This window comes from Pseudomonas sp. PA-4-8C (assembly GCF_021606625.1).
Classification (GTDB): domain Bacteria; phylum Pseudomonadota; class Gammaproteobacteria; order Pseudomonadales; family Pseudomonadaceae; genus Aquipseudomonas; species Aquipseudomonas lactis.
In genome coordinates this window covers 1-17,225 of record NZ_WKCD01000041.1, presented here as the reverse complement: position 1 = coordinate 17,225, position 17,225 = coordinate 1, and the positions used below count along the sequence as shown (strand labels likewise).

Here is a 17,225-nt window from a genome sequence, read left to right as displayed (position 1 = left end):
CGGAGCCAGACCATGCTCAAAGCCGCCATTGCCCTGATGCTGATCGCGACCGTCGTGAGCCTGTTCAGTGGCTTGTTCTTCCTGGTCAAGGACGAGGGCAACTCCAACCGCCTCGTCACCGCCTTGACCGTGCGTGTCACGCTGGCCGTGATCACCGTGGGCTTGATCGCCTGGGGCTTTTTCAGCGGCCAACTGGTCTCTCATGCGCCGTGGTAAGCGGCGTCACAGCACATAGACAAAGAAAAACAGCCCGATCCACACCACGTCCACAAAGTGCCAATACCAACTGGCCGCCTCGAAACCGAACTGGTGCTCGGCATTGAAATGCCCGCGCAGGATGCGCATCAGCATCACAAACAAAATAATGGTGCCGATGGTCACGTGGGCGCCGTGAAAGCCCGTGAGCATGAAGAACGTCGCGCCGTACACGCCTGAACCCAGGGTAAGGCCCAACTCTTTATAGGCGTGGATGTATTCCTCAGCCTGGAACCCAAGAAACGCCAGGCCCAGCAGCACGGTGATCGCCAGCCAGAGTTTCAGCGCGCCGCGATGGCCTTTGCGCAGGGCATGGTGGGCGATGGTGATGGTCACGCTGGAACTCACCAGCAGGATGGTGTTGACCAACGGCAGGCCCCAGGGGCTGATGGTGCCTTTGGGCGCAGGGTAGAGCTTGGGGTCGGGGTTGTTCAGCAGGGGCCAGGCAAACTCAAAGTTCGGCCACAGCATATGGGCAATGCCCTTGGGCCCTTCGCCCGCCAACCAAGGCCCAGCCCAGACGCGCACGTAGAACAGCGCACCAAAAAAGGCGATGAAGAACATCACCTCCGAAAAGATGAACCACGTCATGCCCCAGCGGAACGAGCGGTCCATCTGCGCGCTGTACAGCCCGGCACGACTTTCCTTGATCACCGCGCCAAACCAGCCAAACAGCATGTAGGCCAGCAGCAAACCGCCGACGAAAAAGATCCACGGCCCGTGGGATTCGGCCCGCGCGGCCTTCAAGTCGTTGAACCACACGGCCAGGCCATACACGGTGACCAGCAGGCCAATCGTGGCAATTATCGGCCATTTGCTTTGCGCCGGTACGTAGTACGTATCATGAGTCGACATGTATTCGCTCTCCTGATTGAGGGGGCAAACAGTAGCTAGCCCCCGGTCCTGACGGCCACGGGCGGCTGGCGCGCAGTGATATCGAACAGCGTGTACGCCAGGGTCAAATGCTTCACATCCTTGGGCATCGCGCGATCGACGATGAAACGTACGGGCATCTCAATGCGCTCACCGGGCTGCAACACTTGCTGGGTGAAGCAAAAGCATTCGGTCTTGTGGAAGTACATCGCCGCCTCGGCCGGGGAAATGCTGGGTATCGCCTGGGCGGTCATCGGCTTATCGGTGGGGTTGTAGGCCACGAACAGCATCTCGTTGACTGCTCCGGGGTTGACCACAATCTCGTCAGCCTTGGAATGAAACTCCCAGACCATGTCGATGGCGTTGGTGGACAGAAACTGCACGCGCACCTGGCGCGAGGGGTCGACCATTTGCTCGCCCTCGTACTGGCCGGCGGTCTTGCCGTTGATGCCGAACGCCTTGCACATCACGTCATAGATCGGCACCAGGGCGAAGCCGAAGGCGAACATCGCCAACACCAAAATCAGCAGGCGGGTGACCAGGCGCTTGAGCGGTACGGAGTCAGCCATGGCGCCCACCTGGCTTTGGACTTTCTGTGGGAGCTGGCTTGCCTGCGATGAGGACCTCAAAGTCGGGAGATTCAGCGCCTGACATACCGCCATCGCGGGCAAGCCCGCTCCCACAGGAGGAGTATAGGGAGGGCTTCATTTGACCTCCGGCGGCGTGGTGAAGGTGTGATACGGCGCGGGCGAGGGCACGCTCCATTCCAGGCCCTCGGCGCCATCCCACGGCTTGGCCGGCGCAGGCGGGCCGCCACGGATGCACTTGATGACAATGAACAGGAAGAAGATCTGCGTGGCGCCGAACATGAAGGCACCGATGGACGAGACCATGTTGAAGTCAGCGAACTGCAGGTTGTAGTCCGGCACCCGACGCGGCATACCGGCCAGCCCCACGAAGTGCATGGGGAAGAACGCCATGTTCATGCCCACGAAAGACAACCAGAAGTGCAGCTTGCCCAGGGTTTCGTCGTACATGTGGCCAGTCCATTTCGGCAGCCAGTAGTAGGCCGAGGCGAAGATCCCGAAGATCGCGCCGGGCACCAGTACGTAATGGAAATGCGCCACCACAAAGTAGGTGTCGTGGTACTGAAAGTCCGCCGGGGCAATCGCCAGCATCAGCCCGGAGAAGCCGCCGATGGTGAACAGGATCACAAAGGCCACCGCAAACAACATCGGCGTCTCGAACGTCAGTGAGCCTTGCCACATGGTGCTGACCCAGTTGAATACCTTCACCCCCGTGGGTACGGCGATCAGCAGGGTGGCGTACATGAAGAACAGCTCACCCACCAGCGGAATGCCCACCACGAACATATGGTGTGCCCACACGATGAATGACAGGAACGCGATGCTCGCGGTGGCGTAGACCATCGAGGTGTAACCGAACAGCGGCTTGCGCGAGAAGGTCGGGATGATCGAGCTGACCGCGCCAAAGGCCGGCAGGATCATGATGTACACCTCGGGATGCCCGAAGAACCAGAACACATGCTGGAACAGCACCGGATCGCCACCACCGGCCGCGCTGAAGAAGCTGGTGCCGAAGTGGATATCCATCAGCATCATGGTCACGCAGCCCGCCAGTACCGGCATCACCGCGATCAGCAGGAACGCGGTGATCAGCCAGGTCCACACGAACAGCGGCATTTTCATCAGGGTCATGCCCGGCGCGCGCAGGTTGAGGATGGTGGCGACCACGTTGATCGCGCCCATGATCGAACTGATGCCCATCAGGTGGATGGCAAAGATAAAGAACGTCACGCTTTCCGGCGCATAGGTGGTGGAGAGCGGGGCGTAAAAGGTCCAGCCGAAGTTCGGCCCGCCGCCGGGCGTGAACAAGGTAGACACCAACAGCAGAAACGCCGCCGGCAGCAGCCAGAAACTGAAATTGTTCATGCGCGGCAGGGCCATGTCCGGCGCGCCGATCATCAGCGGGATCATCCAGTTGGCCAGGCCGACGAACGCCGGCATCACTGCGCCGAACACCATGATCAGGCCGTGCATGGTGGTCATCTGGTTGAAGAACGCCGGCTGCACAATCTGCAGGCCCGGCTGGAACAGCTCGGCGCGGATCACCATGGCGAACGAGCCACCGAGCAGGAACATGGTGAAGGCGAACCACAGGTACATGGTGCCGATGTCTTTGTGGTTGGTGGTCAGCACCCAGCGCATCAGACCCTTGGCGGGGCCGTGGGCATGGTCGGCATGACCATGGTCGATCACAGTGCTCATGGCCGTTCTCCTGCAAGCGAGTGAGCGGGGCGATTCAGGGCATTGGCAATGAAAGTCGTCATTTGCTTTGGGCCTGTTTCAGAGCCAGCACGTCTTTGGGCGTGACCATGTCGCCTTTGTTATTACCCCAGGCGTTACGCTCATAGGTCACCACAGCGGCGATATCCACTTCAGAGAGCTGCTTGCCGAAAGCTGCCATCGCGGTGCCGGGCTTGCCGTGATACACGATGCTCAGATGGTCTTTGGCCGGCCCCGTGGCGATTTTCGAGCCCTTGAGCGCCGGGAACATCGGTGGCAAGCCTTGGCCCTCGGCCTGGTGACAGGCCACGCAGGTGGTGTGATAGACCTTGTCGCCACGAGCCACCAGTTCGTCCAGTGTCCACTCCTTGGAGGTCAGTTCCTTGAGCTTGGCCGCCTCCTCCTTGCGCTCGCCCAGCCAGGTGTCGTAGTCAGCCTTGGACTTGACCTCAACCACGATGGGCATGAAGCCATGGTCCTTGCCACACAGTTCGGCGCACTGGCCACGATAGATGCCGGGCTTCTCGACGCGGGTCCAGGCCTCGTTGACGAAGCCGGGGATGGCGTCGCGCTTGACCGCGAAGGCCGGTACCCACCATGAGTGGATCACATCGGCGGCGGTCACCAGAAAGCGCACCTTGGCACCCACCGGCAATACCAGCGGCTGGTCGACTTCCAGCAGGTAATGTTCGCCCTTGGCGGCCTGGTTATGGATCTGCTCGGCGGGCGTGGCCAGGTTGCTGAAGAACTCCACATCCTGACCCAGGTATTTGTAATGCCACTTCCACTGATAGCCGGTGACCTGGATATCGATATCCGATTCACTGCTGTCGTAGATGTTGATCAGGGTCTTGGTGGCCGGAATGGCCATGGCCACCAGGATGAGCAAGGGCACCACGGTCCAGAGGATCTCCACGGTGGTGCTTTCGTGGAACTTGGCCGCTACCTGGCCCGTGGACCGGCGGTGCAGGATCATCGACCAGAACATCGCGCCAAACACGACGATGCCGATCACCACACAAATCCAGAAAATGGTCATGTGCAGGTCAAACACAGCGTGGCTGACTTCAGTAGCCCCTGGCGCCATATTCGTGGTCCAGGCGGCGTGCGCCTGGCCGAATACCGACCACAACAGGAGGCCCATCCAAACGTGTGGATGTCGCGTCATTGCGGGTTCCCCTTTATGTTTCTTGTTATCCCGCCGGTTTGCACCTGCGGCGAAGGGAGCGGCTTCCATACTGCTTACAACCGCCAAGCCTTGCCTGCGTCATGCAGTTGGGCGTCATCAGCTAATTGCGTACAAAATCGAGTATAGACAGCCGTAGCAACCCCGCAATGTGTGGGGGCAAATGAATAGAAACAGACAGACGGAGCCCGTAAAATGGGCGGCGGAATCGTTTATCCGACGAACGATGGCATTTCGATATAACCCCTGCCTATAACCATGAAATAATTATGACAAATGCGTCTTAGGCGCTCGTATAAACGAACTACCTTATCTTCTCCCTTTTCCTACGCCTGCTTCACTGGAGCCCTCATGAACACCGCCGCATTGCGCGAGCAGATTTCCCGTGCCCATCAACACGAAGCCACCACCGGCCAACTTGCCATTCAGCTGGAACAACAATTGCCGCACCTGCACTCGGCCATTTCTCTGGCAGACGGTGATCGCAACATCGTCATGACGCGCTTTGTGACTGCCTACATCGACCTGGTTCCTGATTTGCTCGACGCTGCCAATGACGTGGCCCGTGAGGCCGGGATTGAAAGCCAGATCAAACCAGTACTGAAAATCGCTGAACATTTCTTCCTGCAGCCGCCAGCGATTCTGGCCGGCCACGACGGCCTTGATGGCCTGCTGGATGAGGCCTACCTGGCGCATCGCCTGGTCGAAGAAGTAAACGATCTGTATATCAAGCATTTTGGCCAGCCGTTGATTCCAGCGGATACCACCGTGGCCAACGTGATCGCCCATCAACTGATCGGTGAAGACTTCGCCAATCAATTGGATGAAGCCGTGCATCTGGCGGTGGATGAGATGCTTAACGAGGAAAGCTTTGCGCTGGAGTCGGTCGAGGCCTATCGCGAACAGCTCAAGAGCCCGCAGACCGAAGCGTCCTGGAAGCGCTGGCCATGCCTGTCGCGCCAGCTTGGGGTTGAGCTGTCGCTGGATCAGCCTGCGTAGACTTCAGATCCGATAGGGATCCAATGTGGGAGCCGGGCAAGCCCGGCTCCCACAGTTTTTTGAGGGGTCAGGCAGGCGCTGAGCCGATCCCCACTGTCGTTCGCACCCGACCTTCCAGCCGACGCTTCAACCCACGCGCCTCGATCACCAACGTCGAGCCCTTGGCTGCATTGGCCCGGCCCCATTCTTCCAGCAACTCCAGGCAAGAGTGGTCGATGTAACTCAAGTTACTCAGCGGCACATGCAAGGTGGTCCCCGCAGGCACCGCCGACAGCACCTGAGTCAACGCCGGCACCTTCAGAAAGGTCGCCGCCCCCGTCAAACGCAGCTCCATTTCACCTTCCTGAGGCAGGTCAACAAGGCTGACTTTAAGACGCGACGCCTTGAACGCCAACTTCACCAGCGTCAGCCCAAAGCCCACCAGCACGCCGGTCAGCAAATCGGTAAAGATGATTGCCAGCGCGGTGGCCGCATAGGTGAACATCGGCATCCGACCATAGCGCCCCAGCGCCTTGAACGCCTTGACGTCTACCAGCTTGATGCCGGTGTACACCAGCACACCCGCCAGGCTCGCGACCGGAATGCTCTGCAGCACGCTCGACAGCAAGAGCACGAAACCCAGCAGCCACAGGCCATGGAACATCGCCGACAGACGCGTGGTAGCACCCGCTTGGACGTTCGCCGAGCTGCGTACGATCACGCCAGTCATTGGCAAGGCGCCAACCAGGCCGCAAAGCATGTTGCCTACACCTTGGGCCGACAATTCCTTATCGAAGTCGGAACGTTGACCACTGTGCATGCGGTCCACCGCTGCGGCAGACAGCAGGGTTTCGGCACTGGCAATAAACGCCACGGCGAACGCCGCGATCAGCAGCTGTGGGTCAGCCAGGTTCAGCAGGTCGCTGGGGCGCAGCCAGTCGATAGCGTCCGCCAGGTTTTCCGGAACTTCCACGCGCTTGACCTGCAGCGCCAGGACCAGGCTGGCGACGGTCGCCAGGCCCACGCCAAGCAGCGCACCGGGCACAAACCGTAGTGGTTGCGGGCGGAATTTGTCCCACAGGTACATCACCAACATCGTCGACAAGCCGAGTACGCCAGCCTGCCAGCCGAGCCCGCCGCCGAAGGTAGGAATCGCTTCAGCCAGCGCTGCCGGGAAGCCTGCCAGGTTATCCAGCCCTGACGGCTTGGGCGCGCCGTCGAGCATCACATGGATCTGCGACAGCACGATCAACACGCCAATCCCGGCCAACATGCCGTAGACCACCGCTGGCGCGGTGACGCGAAACCAGCAGCCCAGGCGCAAACGCCCGGCCACCAATTGCAGGAAGCCGGCCAGCAACAGGATCGGCCCCAGCATCAGCATGCCGTGCTGGCGTACCAGTTCGAACACCAACACCGCCAGACCTGCCGCCGGGCCGCTGACCTGCAGCGGCGAGCCGGCCAGCCAGCCCACCACCAGGCCGCCGATGATGCCAGTGATCAGGCCCTTGGCCGGCGGCATGCCGGACGCAATCGCGATGCCCATGCACAGTGGCAAGGCGACCAGAAAAACAACCACCGAGGCGAGCAGCTCCCGTGGCAATACAGCTTTCAATTGAGCAGCACGCATGATGACTCTCCCGAGGCATTCGCCGGGCGCGGTAAAGCCTGGCTGCATCCATGGCAGCCACCGCATTACCCGGCAGGGAAGTGTTTTAGAAGCGCGCTTTAGGCGTCGCTGAAGGGATCGGCTCGGTGCCGTTCAGCGGTCGGAACGCCGCTTTGTCCGCATCGTAGGCCCGTATTTCGCTGGTCTCGATGTTGTAGATCCAACCATGGATAAACAAATGACCATTGGCCATGCGCGAAGCCACGGAAGGGTGGGTGCGCAAGTGTTGCAGTTGGGCGATGACGTTTTCTTCGGTCAGCACCGCCATGCTCTCGCCTTCGTTGGCGCAGTCGCAGTTGTCATGGACCATGGTCTTGGCGACCTCGGCGTGACGCAGCCAGGCCTTGACCGTTGGCATCTTTTCCAGGCTGTCGGGGTTGAGCACGGCACGCATGGCGCCGCAGTCCGAATGCCCGCACACGATGATGTGCTGTACGCCAAGGGCGAGCACCGCGTACTCGATAGCGGTGGAAACACCGCCGTTCATCTGGCCGTAGGGCGGCACCACGTTGCCGACGTTACGGGTCACGAACAGGTCGCCTGGGGAGCTTTGAGTGATCAGCTCGGGCACGATGCGCGAGTCGGCGCAGGTGATGAACATTGCCCGTGGGCTCTGGGCAGTGGCGAGTTTCTTGAAGAGTTCTTCCTGCTGGGGGAAGACGTCGTGATGGAAATGCAAAAAGCCGTCAACGATATGCTGCAGCGCTGCATCGGCGGATTCCGCCACCTGAGGGGCTGAAGCCGACGCAGCCAACGGCTGTTTATCCTTGTCACTCATGATTCATCCTCTTGATCAATGCAGGGGAGGGTTCAGGTCAGTTCGACGCCATGGCGGTGAAATAGTTGTAAAACAAGCACCGGCCAGGCCGCCGACTCATCAGTCACTCGCTGAACAAGGTAACCGCCGAAACTTAACTCAAACTGAATGAACCGCTCTAGAACGCGGGTTTCAGTGATGTCAAAACGCGACTATTGCTACAGCAAAGGTGCACGTCTGTCCCTCATTCTACAACAAAGCCATCTGCCTGCCCGGTGGGCAAAACGCCGTGCAATCGAGGTTGAACCCTTCCCGCCGATTCAGCCCCAGGCGTTTGATTGCCTTGGTGAACCGCTGCGCCAGCAAATCGGCAAACGGCCCCTCACCGCGCATGCGCACGCCAAACCGGCTGTCATACACCTCACCCCCGCGTACCTGGCGCACCAGGCTCATCACATGGGCCGCTCGCTGGGGGTAATGGGCCACCAGCCACTCCTCGAACAACGGCGCCACCTCCAACGGCAGGCGCAGCATCATATACGCCGCGCTTTGTGCGCCGGCCGCGTGAGCTTCGGTAAGCAGGCTCTCCAGCTCGCTGTCGTTGATCATCGGGATCATTGGCGAGCACAGCACGCCCACCGGGATACCCGCGTCGCGCATTACCCGAATCGCCCGCAGCCGCGCCTTGGGCGCTGCCGTGCGCGGTTCCAGGATGCGCTTGAGCTCGTCGTCCAGGCTGGTGAGGCTGATCATCACCGCCACCAGGCGCTGGCGGGCCAACTCGGTCAGCAAGTCGAGGTCACGCAGGATCAACGAACCCTTGGTGATGATGGTCACCGGGTGCCGGTAGCGCAGCAGTACCTCAAGGGTTTGCCGGGTAATCCGGTATTCACGCTCGATTGGCTGGTACGGATCGGTATTGGAGCCCAGGTTGATCGGTGCGCACACGTAGCCCGGCTTGGACAACTGCTGCTCCAGCACATCAGCCGCGTTGCTCTTGGCAATCAATTTGGTTTCAAAGTCCAGCCCGGGCGACATGTCCCAATAGGCATGGCTGGGCCGCGCATAGCAGTAGATGCAGCCGTGCTAGATTATACGTACCGATAGGTTACTGAGCTTGCCGCGATGCCTTTATGCTTTTCATACGTTCGCTTCTCTACTCAAAAACAGAAGGACGGTAATTCCGAAACCCGGCAGACCGAGCGAATTGACTCCTTTGTCAGTAGGTACAACCTCACGATTGATACCAGACTTGAGGATCACGGTATCAGTAGCTTCCGTGGGGCTAACGCTAAAAAAGGTCAGCTATCGGTATTCCTCCAGCGGGTGCGTGATGGGGAGATTCCAAATGGCAGCTACCTATTAATTGAAAATTGGGACCGCCTATCACGTCAGGTACTCGATGCGTCTATAGAGATGTTTTCTGACCTGATCCGATCCGGTATCAAGATAGCCGTATTGGACGAAGACACGGTTTACGACGATCTCACCAGTAACAGCTTCATCCGAGCGATTGTGCAATTTGAAAGGGCTCACTCAGAAAGCTTACGCAAATCGGATATGTCGAAGGCGTCGTGGAGCGCCAAGCACAAGAAAATGGCGGAAGGCACGATAGCCACAGAGAAATGTCCCCAGTGGCTGATTGTGGAGGATAAGGTGTGGATCAAGCGTGAAGATATTTGCCTGCACATTGAAACAATGTTTTCTCTCGCTCAGACCTATGGAGTGGCAGAAACGGGAAGACGCCTCAACGCTCAGTTTGGCACCAGCTATAAGACCCACCAGATTCAATACTTGTTACGCAATCGGCGTCTGCTAGGCGAGCACTCCCCGGTGGAACTCAGCAAGGAGCACGGCAAAAATGTTCCTACCGGGCAAGTGCTGGAACATTACTACCCGCAGGTAATCCCTCCAGCTACGTTTGAAGAAGTGCAGACGATACTAAAGAGTCGAAAGCCGTTTTCAGGCAGGCAGGACGCCACCAACCTCAATATTTTCCGCAACCTTCTGGTGTGTGCTGAATGTGGCGGGAGTACTCGGTTTATGCTCAGGAGTGGTAAAGAGTTCTACTACTGCACGGCATCAATGACAGGTGGCTGTGTTGACGATCAGATCAGGTCGATCCGGGGGGAATTCCTTCGCCGTGTATTGTTTAAATTTGAGCATTGGACTGCGATCCGTGACTACATAGCTGCTGGCTCAGATGTGCTGAAGACGCTGAAAAAAGAAGAAACCGTCGCCGTTGCAAAACTGAACAGATTAGAAGTTAGGGCAGACGGGTTGAAGAACAAACACGCTGCTGAAGATGACGAGGACAAAGCTGAAACCTACGTCGGCCTGCTCACTGACACCCGGAAAGCAATTGCTACAGCTAAAGCTGATATTGATCGTATCAAGCTAGAGCTTGCCAGCCTGGATGGGGCATTTGCCCTTAGCGACAGCAACGTTGATTCCTTTGAATCAATGCTGACCTCTGACAGTGAACAAGCCCGCACCGACCGACAGCGGTTGAACAGATACTTGCGGGGAATATTCCTAAAGCTTGAGCTTCACTTCCCTACACGCAAGTTGGTGACACAGCCCATACCTGCTTTGGCGAACAGAATTAGCCCGGTTGTGGCCTATATCGAGCAGCCGAAAGATAATCGTACAGGCGACGACTACGGACACCACACCTGGATTACCAAAGATAAACAGACGCTGATTATCAGGAGTATCAAAGCTCGCCTGCGCAGGGCGGGCATATCCTCGCCAACCTTTGAGCTAGTGAAACCAATCTACGACGACGTTGCTCTTTCCCTCCTTCCTAAGAGGAAGCCTCAGTGCAAGAATCGTCCAAAGCTGGCTGACCTTCCAGAAGAATTAAAAGATGTAGTTTGGAAGGCTCCAGACCTATTCCTAAAGTAAAAGGCTGTCCCACGAGCTTTTAGGCGGAGAGAATCCGGTATCTATGCGGCATTTTAGGGTATTCCAGCGACGATCTCTAAAAAGAGCTACTCGTGTAGCCCCTGATACCTACACCTCGACTAGATGCAAGAAAAGCTCGTAGCAGGACTGATGCCACGATACTTATTAGTCACTGAAAGAGAGTCTGGGCCTTGTGGAAATTCGTTGCCCCCAAGATCGTGTATTGAAGAACGCGGAATACGCGGGTTTACAGCTGTTCCCTTCAGCTTTTCAAATTGGAGAATCACCGAAATGCTAAGCAAATGGCTTCCCCTCTCCATTTTTAGTTGACAGTAGCCGAAAATAGTTTAAACTTGGTGTCACAGGTTTTTAAACATCGCTCCGGCAAATGGTGATCATTCGAAAGAAGACAGATATTTACTCAACGACGAAACATCTTCGTTAATGTCACGCTCTCGATTATCTAAATGCCGCCCAGTGCGGTTTTTTAATGCCTGCAAATTGGCTGACCACCACTGACGGTTATCGCAAGACCATGAGTAAAGCTTATGACTATTGCAAAAACGCAAGAACCAACAAAAGGCACGGTTATGTAAACAGCTGAATTTTTTAGATTCCTCCCTGCGGAGATAGCTGAGAGCACATGCCGACCTTGTCGGTTTTTTTACGCCCAGAGATTAGCGGAGGAAATATTTAAATGAATGAGTTACAAGAACAGGCTCGACTTCTAAAGCAGCAAGGCTATACCAACCCACAGATTGTTACTGCACTGCCAGGCATCAAGCTTGACTGGCTGAAACGTAATCTTCCTAACGTAGCTAAGGTAAGCAATGAAGCTGCTGACGAGGCTACATGCATGAAGGTTGCAGGTAGCTCGTACAAGGAAATTGTGCAGGCCCTATCAGGCGCAGGAATTACAGAGCACTGGTGCAAGGTAAATCTTAAAGATGTACAAAAAAACAAAGCTGAAGCTGATCTAATTCAGTCAATCATTCAGGAAGCTACGAAGCCTGAAGGGGTGACAAACTTTACCCTAAAAGGACTGGTGCTTAATTCAAGCAAAGCGGATAAAGCCACTGACTTCAAATACATCTCCTCACTCAAAAGCAAAGCCAAGCGACTTGATGAAAAATGTCTATTTCGACCTTCATGGCTAGCACCCAACCAAGCCTTGGCGAGTAGGGATTCAATGTACGACAAAGCGAACATTGCCTTTGAAAGATTGCAGGAGTTGGCATGGGAGCATGCGATTCAGTTTGGTGTCACCCAACAGTCTGCCTTGATGGAAATTGTAAACCTGTCCAATGCATGGCTATACGAAGAATCTATCGAGCGACGACTTGAAAGGCACAACACCGTAGCAGAGGTGCTGACCCGCCAAGTGGTGCAGATTGAAAGCGCAGAGATCATACCGCACGGATCACTCTGCGTCAGTTGGTTAGAGCAAGATGGCGGTGCTGATAGAGTTTACGATACGCACTGCATTTAAAAGTGGCACCTGCACTTGTCACCAAAAATCCCCACTAGTACTTATGGGGAGAAAAGTGCAAAAGGTGCACCTAGCATAGCCACAACAAAAATTAAATCCCAACAGGAAAGGAGAGTTGAAAAATGACATAACCGATATAGCTGTATCAAATAGCTAGAAATGTTCACGCAAACCCAAGACCCGACAAGCACTGAATGAATTCAGCGCCTTATGCTGTCAGCATACAAAGGGCGTCGTAGGTTTAAAAGGAACACAAAATGACTAATTAATTTATGATGATAAAGGTACATAACAAATGAAAAATCTAACACTGAACGTCTACACATATGAAGTAAGCCCACCACACAAAACAACTATTACATTGCCAGACTATTTGTTCGAAATATTCGCGATCAGTAAAGGTGGAGCGGCAGCAGCTCTAGACTGGATTCAAGACGAGTTAGAACATAATCCAAAAAAATACGAAGTAGATACGAGTCAGCAAGTACGTAAAACAATTACCTTATTGCTTACGATTCCATCACTTGCCGCATAAAGCTTAAGCAAGGAAAGAGAGGAAGGGTTTTCCTTCCTTTTTTATTCATTGAGTCGGTATCAATGTTTATTTATCACGTAAGGATAAGTGAAGATTGTTGCTGGTTCATCCTAAAACTCAACACTTGGATCGTTTTGATGGCCTTACGGTAGAGCGGCTGATGGGCCTTGGGATAAAGAAAGCTTAGGAAGCTTCGTGGTGGCATATGCGTTAAATAATGCCATTGCCGAACTCATACCTTTGGGAGGATGAAAGTACACCAAAGTTTTTTCTTGCCTTTGTTTCCTCCAGGTTCCCACAGCACTTCCCCGCTAATATCCGTTGGAATTCGATATACAATTTTCGTAGGCATTGTGACAAGTGGGTTGACGGACTTGAAATAGATACCGTAGCCCCGCTGCATTACGGTTTCAGTCGTATCATACCGAAGCTCTCTACCATCACTGGTTTTAATGATTAGACTCCCTTCGCTTGGCAGACGACCTTCAGAGTCTAGATTCTTAAATCGTGCATCAATTACAACGAATTGAGAGTCGGCCCAATGTTCTGGTTCCGAGTAAGAATTTGAAGTGCCCACGGACTTGCTGACCTTGCAGCTTTCACGCTTTATCTGGAAATTACCAAATTTAGCATCCTCAACCAAAGCCAAAGCATTGATAAACTTCTCAATCATTTCAACGTTGGAGGTGTCTGGAGATTTAGACAATGCTTGAATTGAACAAATAGATTTTCTCGTAGTAAAGTTCGTGTATTCTGATTCTTTGCTCAGGTATTTTTGCATAACCTCCTTGTTGAGTGACTCATTGTAGCTGAGGTAGCCACGAAGATAATCAACTTGTGCGACTTCTAGTTTTTTCTTTATGGCGTCTAATTTAGTGAAGAATGGAGTCTCACCAAAGCTAATTTTCATGTCAGTAATGATAGAGTCTTTGCCTAGCAAGTAACGTAATGACGACGAAAGCGCTAAGTGACCAGTAAGGTCGTTTATGGCTTTCTTATCTTCAGCTGTGGTCGAGGCTGGTAGGTAGCTGTTATATGATGAACATGTTTCATCTGAAAACGGCTTGAATTTGGCATCGCTCGCCCCTGCCCCAAAGCTAACAAGAAACGCGACAGATGCGATTGTAAAAATTCCGCCTTTGTTAGCAAGCCGCATCAGTTATAGACCCTTGGCATTGGTAAGTTTTTTCAGTTCGTCATAGATGCCGCTCAGAACGAGCCAGAATCCTGCAATCACGGCACCAACCACGAAGCCGCCAAGCCCACCAAACATCCCGTACGTGATAAACCCTGCATAGGTCACGATGGCGATTGCCAAATAGCAGAGGTAGTCGTTTAGGCGAATGATTCCATCTTTCATCTAATGCAGTCCTTTTGAGATTGATCGCATCAGATTGCCACCACTGCGAGCGTTGCGGCAAGACTTACCTTCTGTGGTCATTTGGCTACACCCTAGCGACCACTTGTCGGTGAATACGATCAAGTCCTCAAAATTGTATTCAATAGGGTTGCATTGAATAATGAATACGTAGACAATGGCTACATCTAGAGGCAAATGAATACAGGGGAAGGGAAATGGCTAATGTAGGTTACGTCCGCGTTTCATCGGTTGATCAGAACACAGCTCGTCAGTTGGACGGTTTGACGTTAGACAAGGTGTTCACTGACAAGGTGAGCGGCGCCACTACAGACCGCCCCCAGCTTCAAGCCATGCTTGAGTACGTGAGGGAAGGTGACACTATCGTCGTCCACTCAATTGACCGACTGGCCCGCTCCCTAGCGGATCTGCTGACGCTGGTGGAAGACCTGACAAACAAAGGTATCCACATCCGCTTCCATAAAGAGCAACTTGAGTTCACTGGCGAGAACAGTCCGATACAGAAGCTTATGCTGTCTATGATGGGCAGCTTCGCAGAGTTTGAACGCTGCATGATCAAGGAGCGCCAGCGGGAAGGGATCGCTAAAGCTAAATCCGATGGCAAGTACAAAGGCCGTATTAAATCTATCGATGATGCTCAGATCCGTGGCGCTGTCGCTGGTGGACTGAGCTTTAGGAAGGCGGCTGAAAGTCTTGGTGTGTCACTGAGTACGGTTCAGCGAGCGATGAAGGCCACCGAAGCATAAGGATAAGTACCCTTGAAAACCGTCTTTGATGGGCGGTTTCATGCCCTCTGAGGCGTTCTAGCGATTCTTCCGTCTGTGAGTCAGGGGTAGCCGGTGAGCCACCCCCAACCCTCAGATATTCGACATTCTTAGAGTGGTATCCGAACGCACTTATATTATCGTCTTAGCCGATCAGCCCACGCGCTGAGAGCTTCACGGTTTGAGTTTGGGAACCCTATCCAGCCGGTAAAAGTTGTAGTCATCGATTGATTCCGGCCCGTGCCCTCGTTCAAATTCTATATCCCAGCTAAATTCGATCTTGGCAGGCCCTACAAGATATCCAGAGGGTACTGTCTGGTGGTGCTCGGGAGTCTGTAGTTCATAACCTGGCTCACGACCGCGTATGACGCCGGCCAGAGTTTGGCGAAGTACTATCAAAAATTCATGATGCTTGAGTTTTTCCAGTAGCTCAGCTTGATCGGATTTCTCATGACCCTCGATTTCATATTTGTAGTAACACGTAGCCTTTTTATCATCGATCATGCGGCAGCCTCCTGATGGGTAGTGGGGGGAGCCTAGACCACCAAAAAGATATTTGTCCTGCGTGCCAGCATCATTTGTTGATCTGTATCGGTACGAATTGTTGAGTACGGCCAACCATGCTCACAACCGCGATACGGGTTGATGGACCGATCAAACGGCAAGTCCGGCGAGTTGTTGCGGGTGATGATGGTCTTGGCCGTTTCGATACGCACTTCGGTGCCTTGGGTCGGCGGCACTTCCTGGTACCAACCGTCGTCCTCAGCCACGCTGACGGTGGGTGCAAACCGATTGTGCAGGTTGGTGGCCGTACCCCGGCCACGGGGCGGCAGCGCAGTAGACATGAAAACGCCTCGATACTGTTTTTATATACAGTATCGAGGCGCGAGGTTTCTGACCAGTGCCGTTGGGCGGCCAGCGAACTTATCAGTGCTTTTGCGTCACCTGGCCCAAGTCATCGCCCGAGGTGGTGTGCAGATCGTTTTTGCGCAGATCCGCCACATCGCTGGCCTTGACCGGCGCGCCCTGGTTGCCCCAGCTGCCACGGATAAAACTCACCACATCCGCCACTTCCTGGTCCGACAGACGCCAGGCGAACGCCGGCATGGTGAAGGTTGACGGCGCCGCATGGGTGGCCGGCAAGGTGCCGCCGTTCAACACAATGTTGATCAACGACGTGGCATCTGCCGTCTGCAACACCGGGTTGCCCGCCAGCGCCGGGAATACCCGCGTATAGCCATGGCCATCGGTACGGTGGCAAGCCGCGCAGTTGTCGATATACACCGACGCACCGGGCTTGCTGTCATCGCCCTTCCACAGCGCTTGTGCTACCTGCTTGTCGTACTGGTGCGGCTGGTCCTTGGGATCGACCGCCGGCAGGCTCTTGAGGTAGCGGGCGATAGCGGTCAGGTCCTCTTGGGACATGTACTGCATGCTGTGCACAACCACATCACTCATGCCGCCGAATACCGCGCTACGGTCGCTGCGACCGGTCTTGAGGAACTGCACCAGTTGCTCCTCGCTCCAGCTGCCGAGGCCGTCCTTGTGGTCGCCGCGCAGGCTTTTGGCAATCCAGCCTTCCAACGGCGCACTGCCAGACAGGAAGGCGCTGCCGTCCGTGGCACTCAGGGCTTTTTCCTGCATGGTCAGGGCGCGCGGCGTATGGCAGGCGCCGCAATGCCCGAGACCTTCCACCAGGTAGGCGCCGCGATCGATCATCGGGTCGGCGGCGGCTTGCGGCTGATGCGCCTCGACCGCCGGGGCAAACATCCAGCGCCAGGCCGCCAGCGGCCAACGCATGCTCAGGGGCCAGGGAATATCGCTGTCCTTGTTTTCTTGGGCGACCGGTTCGACGCCCTTCATGAAGTACGCGTACAACGCTTGCATATCGCTGTCGCTGACACGTGCGTAAGACGGGTAGGGCATCGCCGGGTAAAGCGTACTACCGTTCTTAGCGACGCCATGGCGCACGGCCTTGTCGAAATCCTCAAAGCTGTAGTCGCCCAGGCCGGTCTTGTCCGGGGTGATGTTGGTGGAATAGATCACGCCAATCGGTGTTTCCATCGGCAGGCCGCCAGCGAAGGGCATGTCTCTTATACACATTTCCGAGCCCACGAGACTGTCGCTG

16 protein-coding genes and 2 pseudogenes are annotated in these 17,225 nt (G+C 55.2%); 6 read left to right on the top strand and 12 right to left on the bottom strand.

The features are described 5' to 3' along the window. Positions 1–12 precede the first annotated feature (12 nt). On the top strand, positions 13–216 hold the full coding sequence (locus GIW04_RS09915; protein ID WP_003187345.1) for a twin transmembrane helix small protein: 204 nt from the start codon (positions 13–15) through the stop codon (positions 214–216). 6 nt (positions 217–222) lie between these two features. On the opposite strand, the gene GIW04_RS09910 is transcribed toward GIW04_RS09915, so the two are convergent. The 4 genes from GIW04_RS09910 to coxB all read right to left on the bottom strand — a co-directional run bounded on the left by GIW04_RS09910 (position 223) and on the right by coxB (position 4,602). Next, positions 223–1,110 carry a cytochrome c oxidase subunit 3 gene (locus GIW04_RS09910; protein ID WP_034134148.1) on the bottom strand — a complete coding sequence of 296 codons (888 nt, stop codon included), beginning with the start codon at positions 1,108–1,110 and terminating at the stop codon, positions 223–225. 35 nt (positions 1,111–1,145) lie between these two features. Further along, complete coding sequence (locus GIW04_RS09905; RefSeq protein ID WP_003187340.1) at positions 1,146–1,697, bottom strand: cytochrome c oxidase assembly protein; 552 nt, start codon at positions 1,695–1,697, stop codon at positions 1,146–1,148. A gap of 135 nt (positions 1,698–1,832) precedes the next feature. Then, entirely contained in the window at positions 1,833–3,416 is a 1,584-nt protein-coding gene (gene ctaD, locus GIW04_RS09900) for a cytochrome c oxidase subunit I (protein WP_003187339.1), read from the bottom strand. Between the two features lie 58 nt (positions 3,417–3,474). Beyond that, complete coding sequence (gene coxB, locus GIW04_RS09895) at positions 3,475–4,602, bottom strand: cytochrome c oxidase subunit II (protein WP_120247390.1); 1,128 nt, start codon at positions 4,600–4,602, stop codon at positions 3,475–3,477. Between the two features lie 369 nt (positions 4,603–4,971). On the opposite strand from coxB, the gene GIW04_RS09890 reads away from it, so the two are divergent. Continuing rightward, positions 4,972–5,619, top strand: a complete 648-nt coding sequence (locus GIW04_RS09890) for a hypothetical protein (RefSeq protein WP_034134146.1) — start codon at positions 4,972–4,974, stop codon at positions 5,617–5,619. A 67-nt stretch (positions 5,620–5,686) separates the two neighbouring features. Here GIW04_RS09890 and GIW04_RS09885 read toward each other — a convergent pair whose 3' ends face one another. The 3 genes and pseudogenes from GIW04_RS09885 to GIW04_RS09875 form a co-directional block, all read right to left on the bottom strand. Further along, positions 5,687–7,228 (bottom strand): SulP family inorganic anion transporter, encoded by a 1,542-nt coding sequence (locus tag GIW04_RS09885; protein WP_003187333.1) that lies wholly within the window; start codon positions 7,226–7,228, stop codon positions 5,687–5,689. 85 nt (positions 7,229–7,313) lie between these two features. Next, complete coding sequence (locus tag GIW04_RS09880; RefSeq protein ID WP_003187331.1) at positions 7,314–8,045, bottom strand: carbonic anhydrase; 732 nt, start codon at positions 8,043–8,045, stop codon at positions 7,314–7,316. A gap of 228 nt (positions 8,046–8,273) precedes the next feature. Next, positions 8,274–9,110: pseudogene (locus tag GIW04_RS09875) on the bottom strand (PA0069 family radical SAM protein); the annotation flags it as partial. A gap of 39 nt (positions 9,111–9,149) precedes the next feature. Here GIW04_RS09875 and GIW04_RS09870 point away from each other — a divergent pair. From GIW04_RS09870 to GIW04_RS09860, 3 genes are all read left to right on the top strand, one after another. After that, positions 9,150–10,931 (top strand): recombinase family protein, encoded by a 1,782-nt coding sequence (locus tag GIW04_RS09870; RefSeq protein ID WP_236269878.1) that lies wholly within the window; start codon positions 9,150–9,152, stop codon positions 10,929–10,931. A gap of 697 nt (positions 10,932–11,628) precedes the next feature. Next, a complete protein-coding gene (locus tag GIW04_RS09865) occupies positions 11,629–12,420 on the top strand; it encodes a hypothetical protein (protein WP_236301278.1) in 792 nt (263 codons plus the stop codon). 295 nt (positions 12,421–12,715) lie between these two features. Continuing rightward, on the top strand, positions 12,716–12,955 hold the full coding sequence (locus GIW04_RS09860; RefSeq protein WP_236269812.1) for a hypothetical protein: 240 nt from the start codon (positions 12,716–12,718) through the stop codon (positions 12,953–12,955). Positions 12,956–13,187: 232 nt separating this feature from the next. Here the strand turns inward: GIW04_RS09860 and GIW04_RS09855 are convergent, their stop codons facing one another. Beyond that, positions 13,188–14,111, bottom strand: a complete 924-nt coding sequence (locus GIW04_RS09855; RefSeq protein ID WP_236269813.1) for a DUF4352 domain-containing protein — start codon at positions 14,109–14,111, stop codon at positions 13,188–13,190. Positions 14,112–14,114: 3 nt separating this feature from the next. After that, positions 14,115–14,315: a hypothetical protein gene (locus GIW04_RS09850; protein WP_236269814.1), complete on the bottom strand. Its 201-nt coding sequence runs from the start codon at positions 14,313–14,315 to the stop codon at positions 14,115–14,117. A 215-nt stretch (positions 14,316–14,530) separates the two neighbouring features. On the opposite strand from GIW04_RS09850, the gene GIW04_RS09845 reads away from it, so the two are divergent. Then, complete coding sequence (locus GIW04_RS09845; protein WP_236269815.1) at positions 14,531–15,079, top strand: recombinase family protein; 549 nt, start codon at positions 14,531–14,533, stop codon at positions 15,077–15,079. Positions 15,080–15,271: 192 nt separating this feature from the next. On the opposite strand, the gene GIW04_RS09840 is transcribed toward GIW04_RS09845, so the two are convergent. From GIW04_RS09840 to GIW04_RS09830, 3 genes and pseudogenes are all read right to left on the bottom strand, one after another. Beyond that, positions 15,272–15,601, bottom strand: coding sequence for a hypothetical protein (locus tag GIW04_RS09840; RefSeq protein ID WP_236269816.1), 330 nt, complete (start codon positions 15,599–15,601; stop codon positions 15,272–15,274). Positions 15,602–15,693: 92 nt separating this feature from the next. Continuing rightward, positions 15,694–15,942 (bottom strand): annotated as a pseudogene (locus tag GIW04_RS09835) (PA0069 family radical SAM protein); the annotation flags it as partial. Between the two features lie 82 nt (positions 15,943–16,024). Continuing rightward, positions 16,025–17,225, bottom strand: a 1,201-nt coding sequence (locus GIW04_RS09830; RefSeq protein WP_236478971.1) for a c-type cytochrome, incomplete at its 5' end; no start/stop codon positions are given.

Excerpts from the sequence above, each read along its gene's own strand:
- GIW04_RS09915 (WP_003187345.1), top strand. The coding sequence starts at position 13 with ATGCTCAAAGCCGCCATTGCCCTGATGCTGATCGCGACCGTCGTGAGC.
- GIW04_RS09910 (WP_034134148.1), bottom strand. The coding sequence starts at position 1,110 with ATGTCGACTCATGATACGTACTACGTACCGGCGCAAAGCAAATGGCCG.
- GIW04_RS09905 (WP_003187340.1), bottom strand. The coding sequence starts at position 1,697 with ATGGCTGACTCCGTACCGCTCAAGCGCCTGGTCACCCGCCTGCTGATT.
- ctaD (WP_003187339.1), bottom strand. The coding sequence starts at position 3,416 with ATGAGCACTGTGATCGACCATGGTCATGCCGACCATGCCCACGGCCCC.
- coxB (WP_120247390.1), bottom strand. The coding sequence starts at position 4,602 with ATGACGCGACATCCACACGTTTGGATGGGCCTCCTGTTGTGGTCGGTA.
- GIW04_RS09890 (WP_034134146.1), top strand. The coding sequence starts at position 4,972 with ATGAACACCGCCGCATTGCGCGAGCAGATTTCCCGTGCCCATCAACAC.
- GIW04_RS09885 (WP_003187333.1), bottom strand. The coding sequence starts at position 7,228 with ATGCGTGCTGCTCAATTGAAAGCTGTATTGCCACGGGAGCTGCTCGCC.
- GIW04_RS09880 (WP_003187331.1), bottom strand. The coding sequence starts at position 8,045 with ATGAGTGACAAGGATAAACAGCCGTTGGCTGCGTCGGCTTCAGCCCCT.
- GIW04_RS09870 (WP_236269878.1), top strand. The coding sequence starts at position 9,150 with ATGCCTTTATGCTTTTCATACGTTCGCTTCTCTACTCAAAAACAGAAG.
- GIW04_RS09865 (WP_236301278.1), top strand. The coding sequence starts at position 11,629 with ATGAATGAGTTACAAGAACAGGCTCGACTTCTAAAGCAGCAAGGCTAT.
- GIW04_RS09860 (WP_236269812.1), top strand. The coding sequence starts at position 12,716 with ATGAAAAATCTAACACTGAACGTCTACACATATGAAGTAAGCCCACCA.
- GIW04_RS09855 (WP_236269813.1), bottom strand. The coding sequence starts at position 14,111 with ATGCGGCTTGCTAACAAAGGCGGAATTTTTACAATCGCATCTGTCGCG.
- GIW04_RS09850 (WP_236269814.1), bottom strand. The coding sequence starts at position 14,315 with ATGAAAGATGGAATCATTCGCCTAAACGACTACCTCTGCTATTTGGCA.
- GIW04_RS09845 (WP_236269815.1), top strand. The coding sequence starts at position 14,531 with ATGGCTAATGTAGGTTACGTCCGCGTTTCATCGGTTGATCAGAACACA.
- GIW04_RS09840 (WP_236269816.1), bottom strand. The coding sequence starts at position 15,601 with ATGATCGATGATAAAAAGGCTACGTGTTACTACAAATATGAAATCGAG.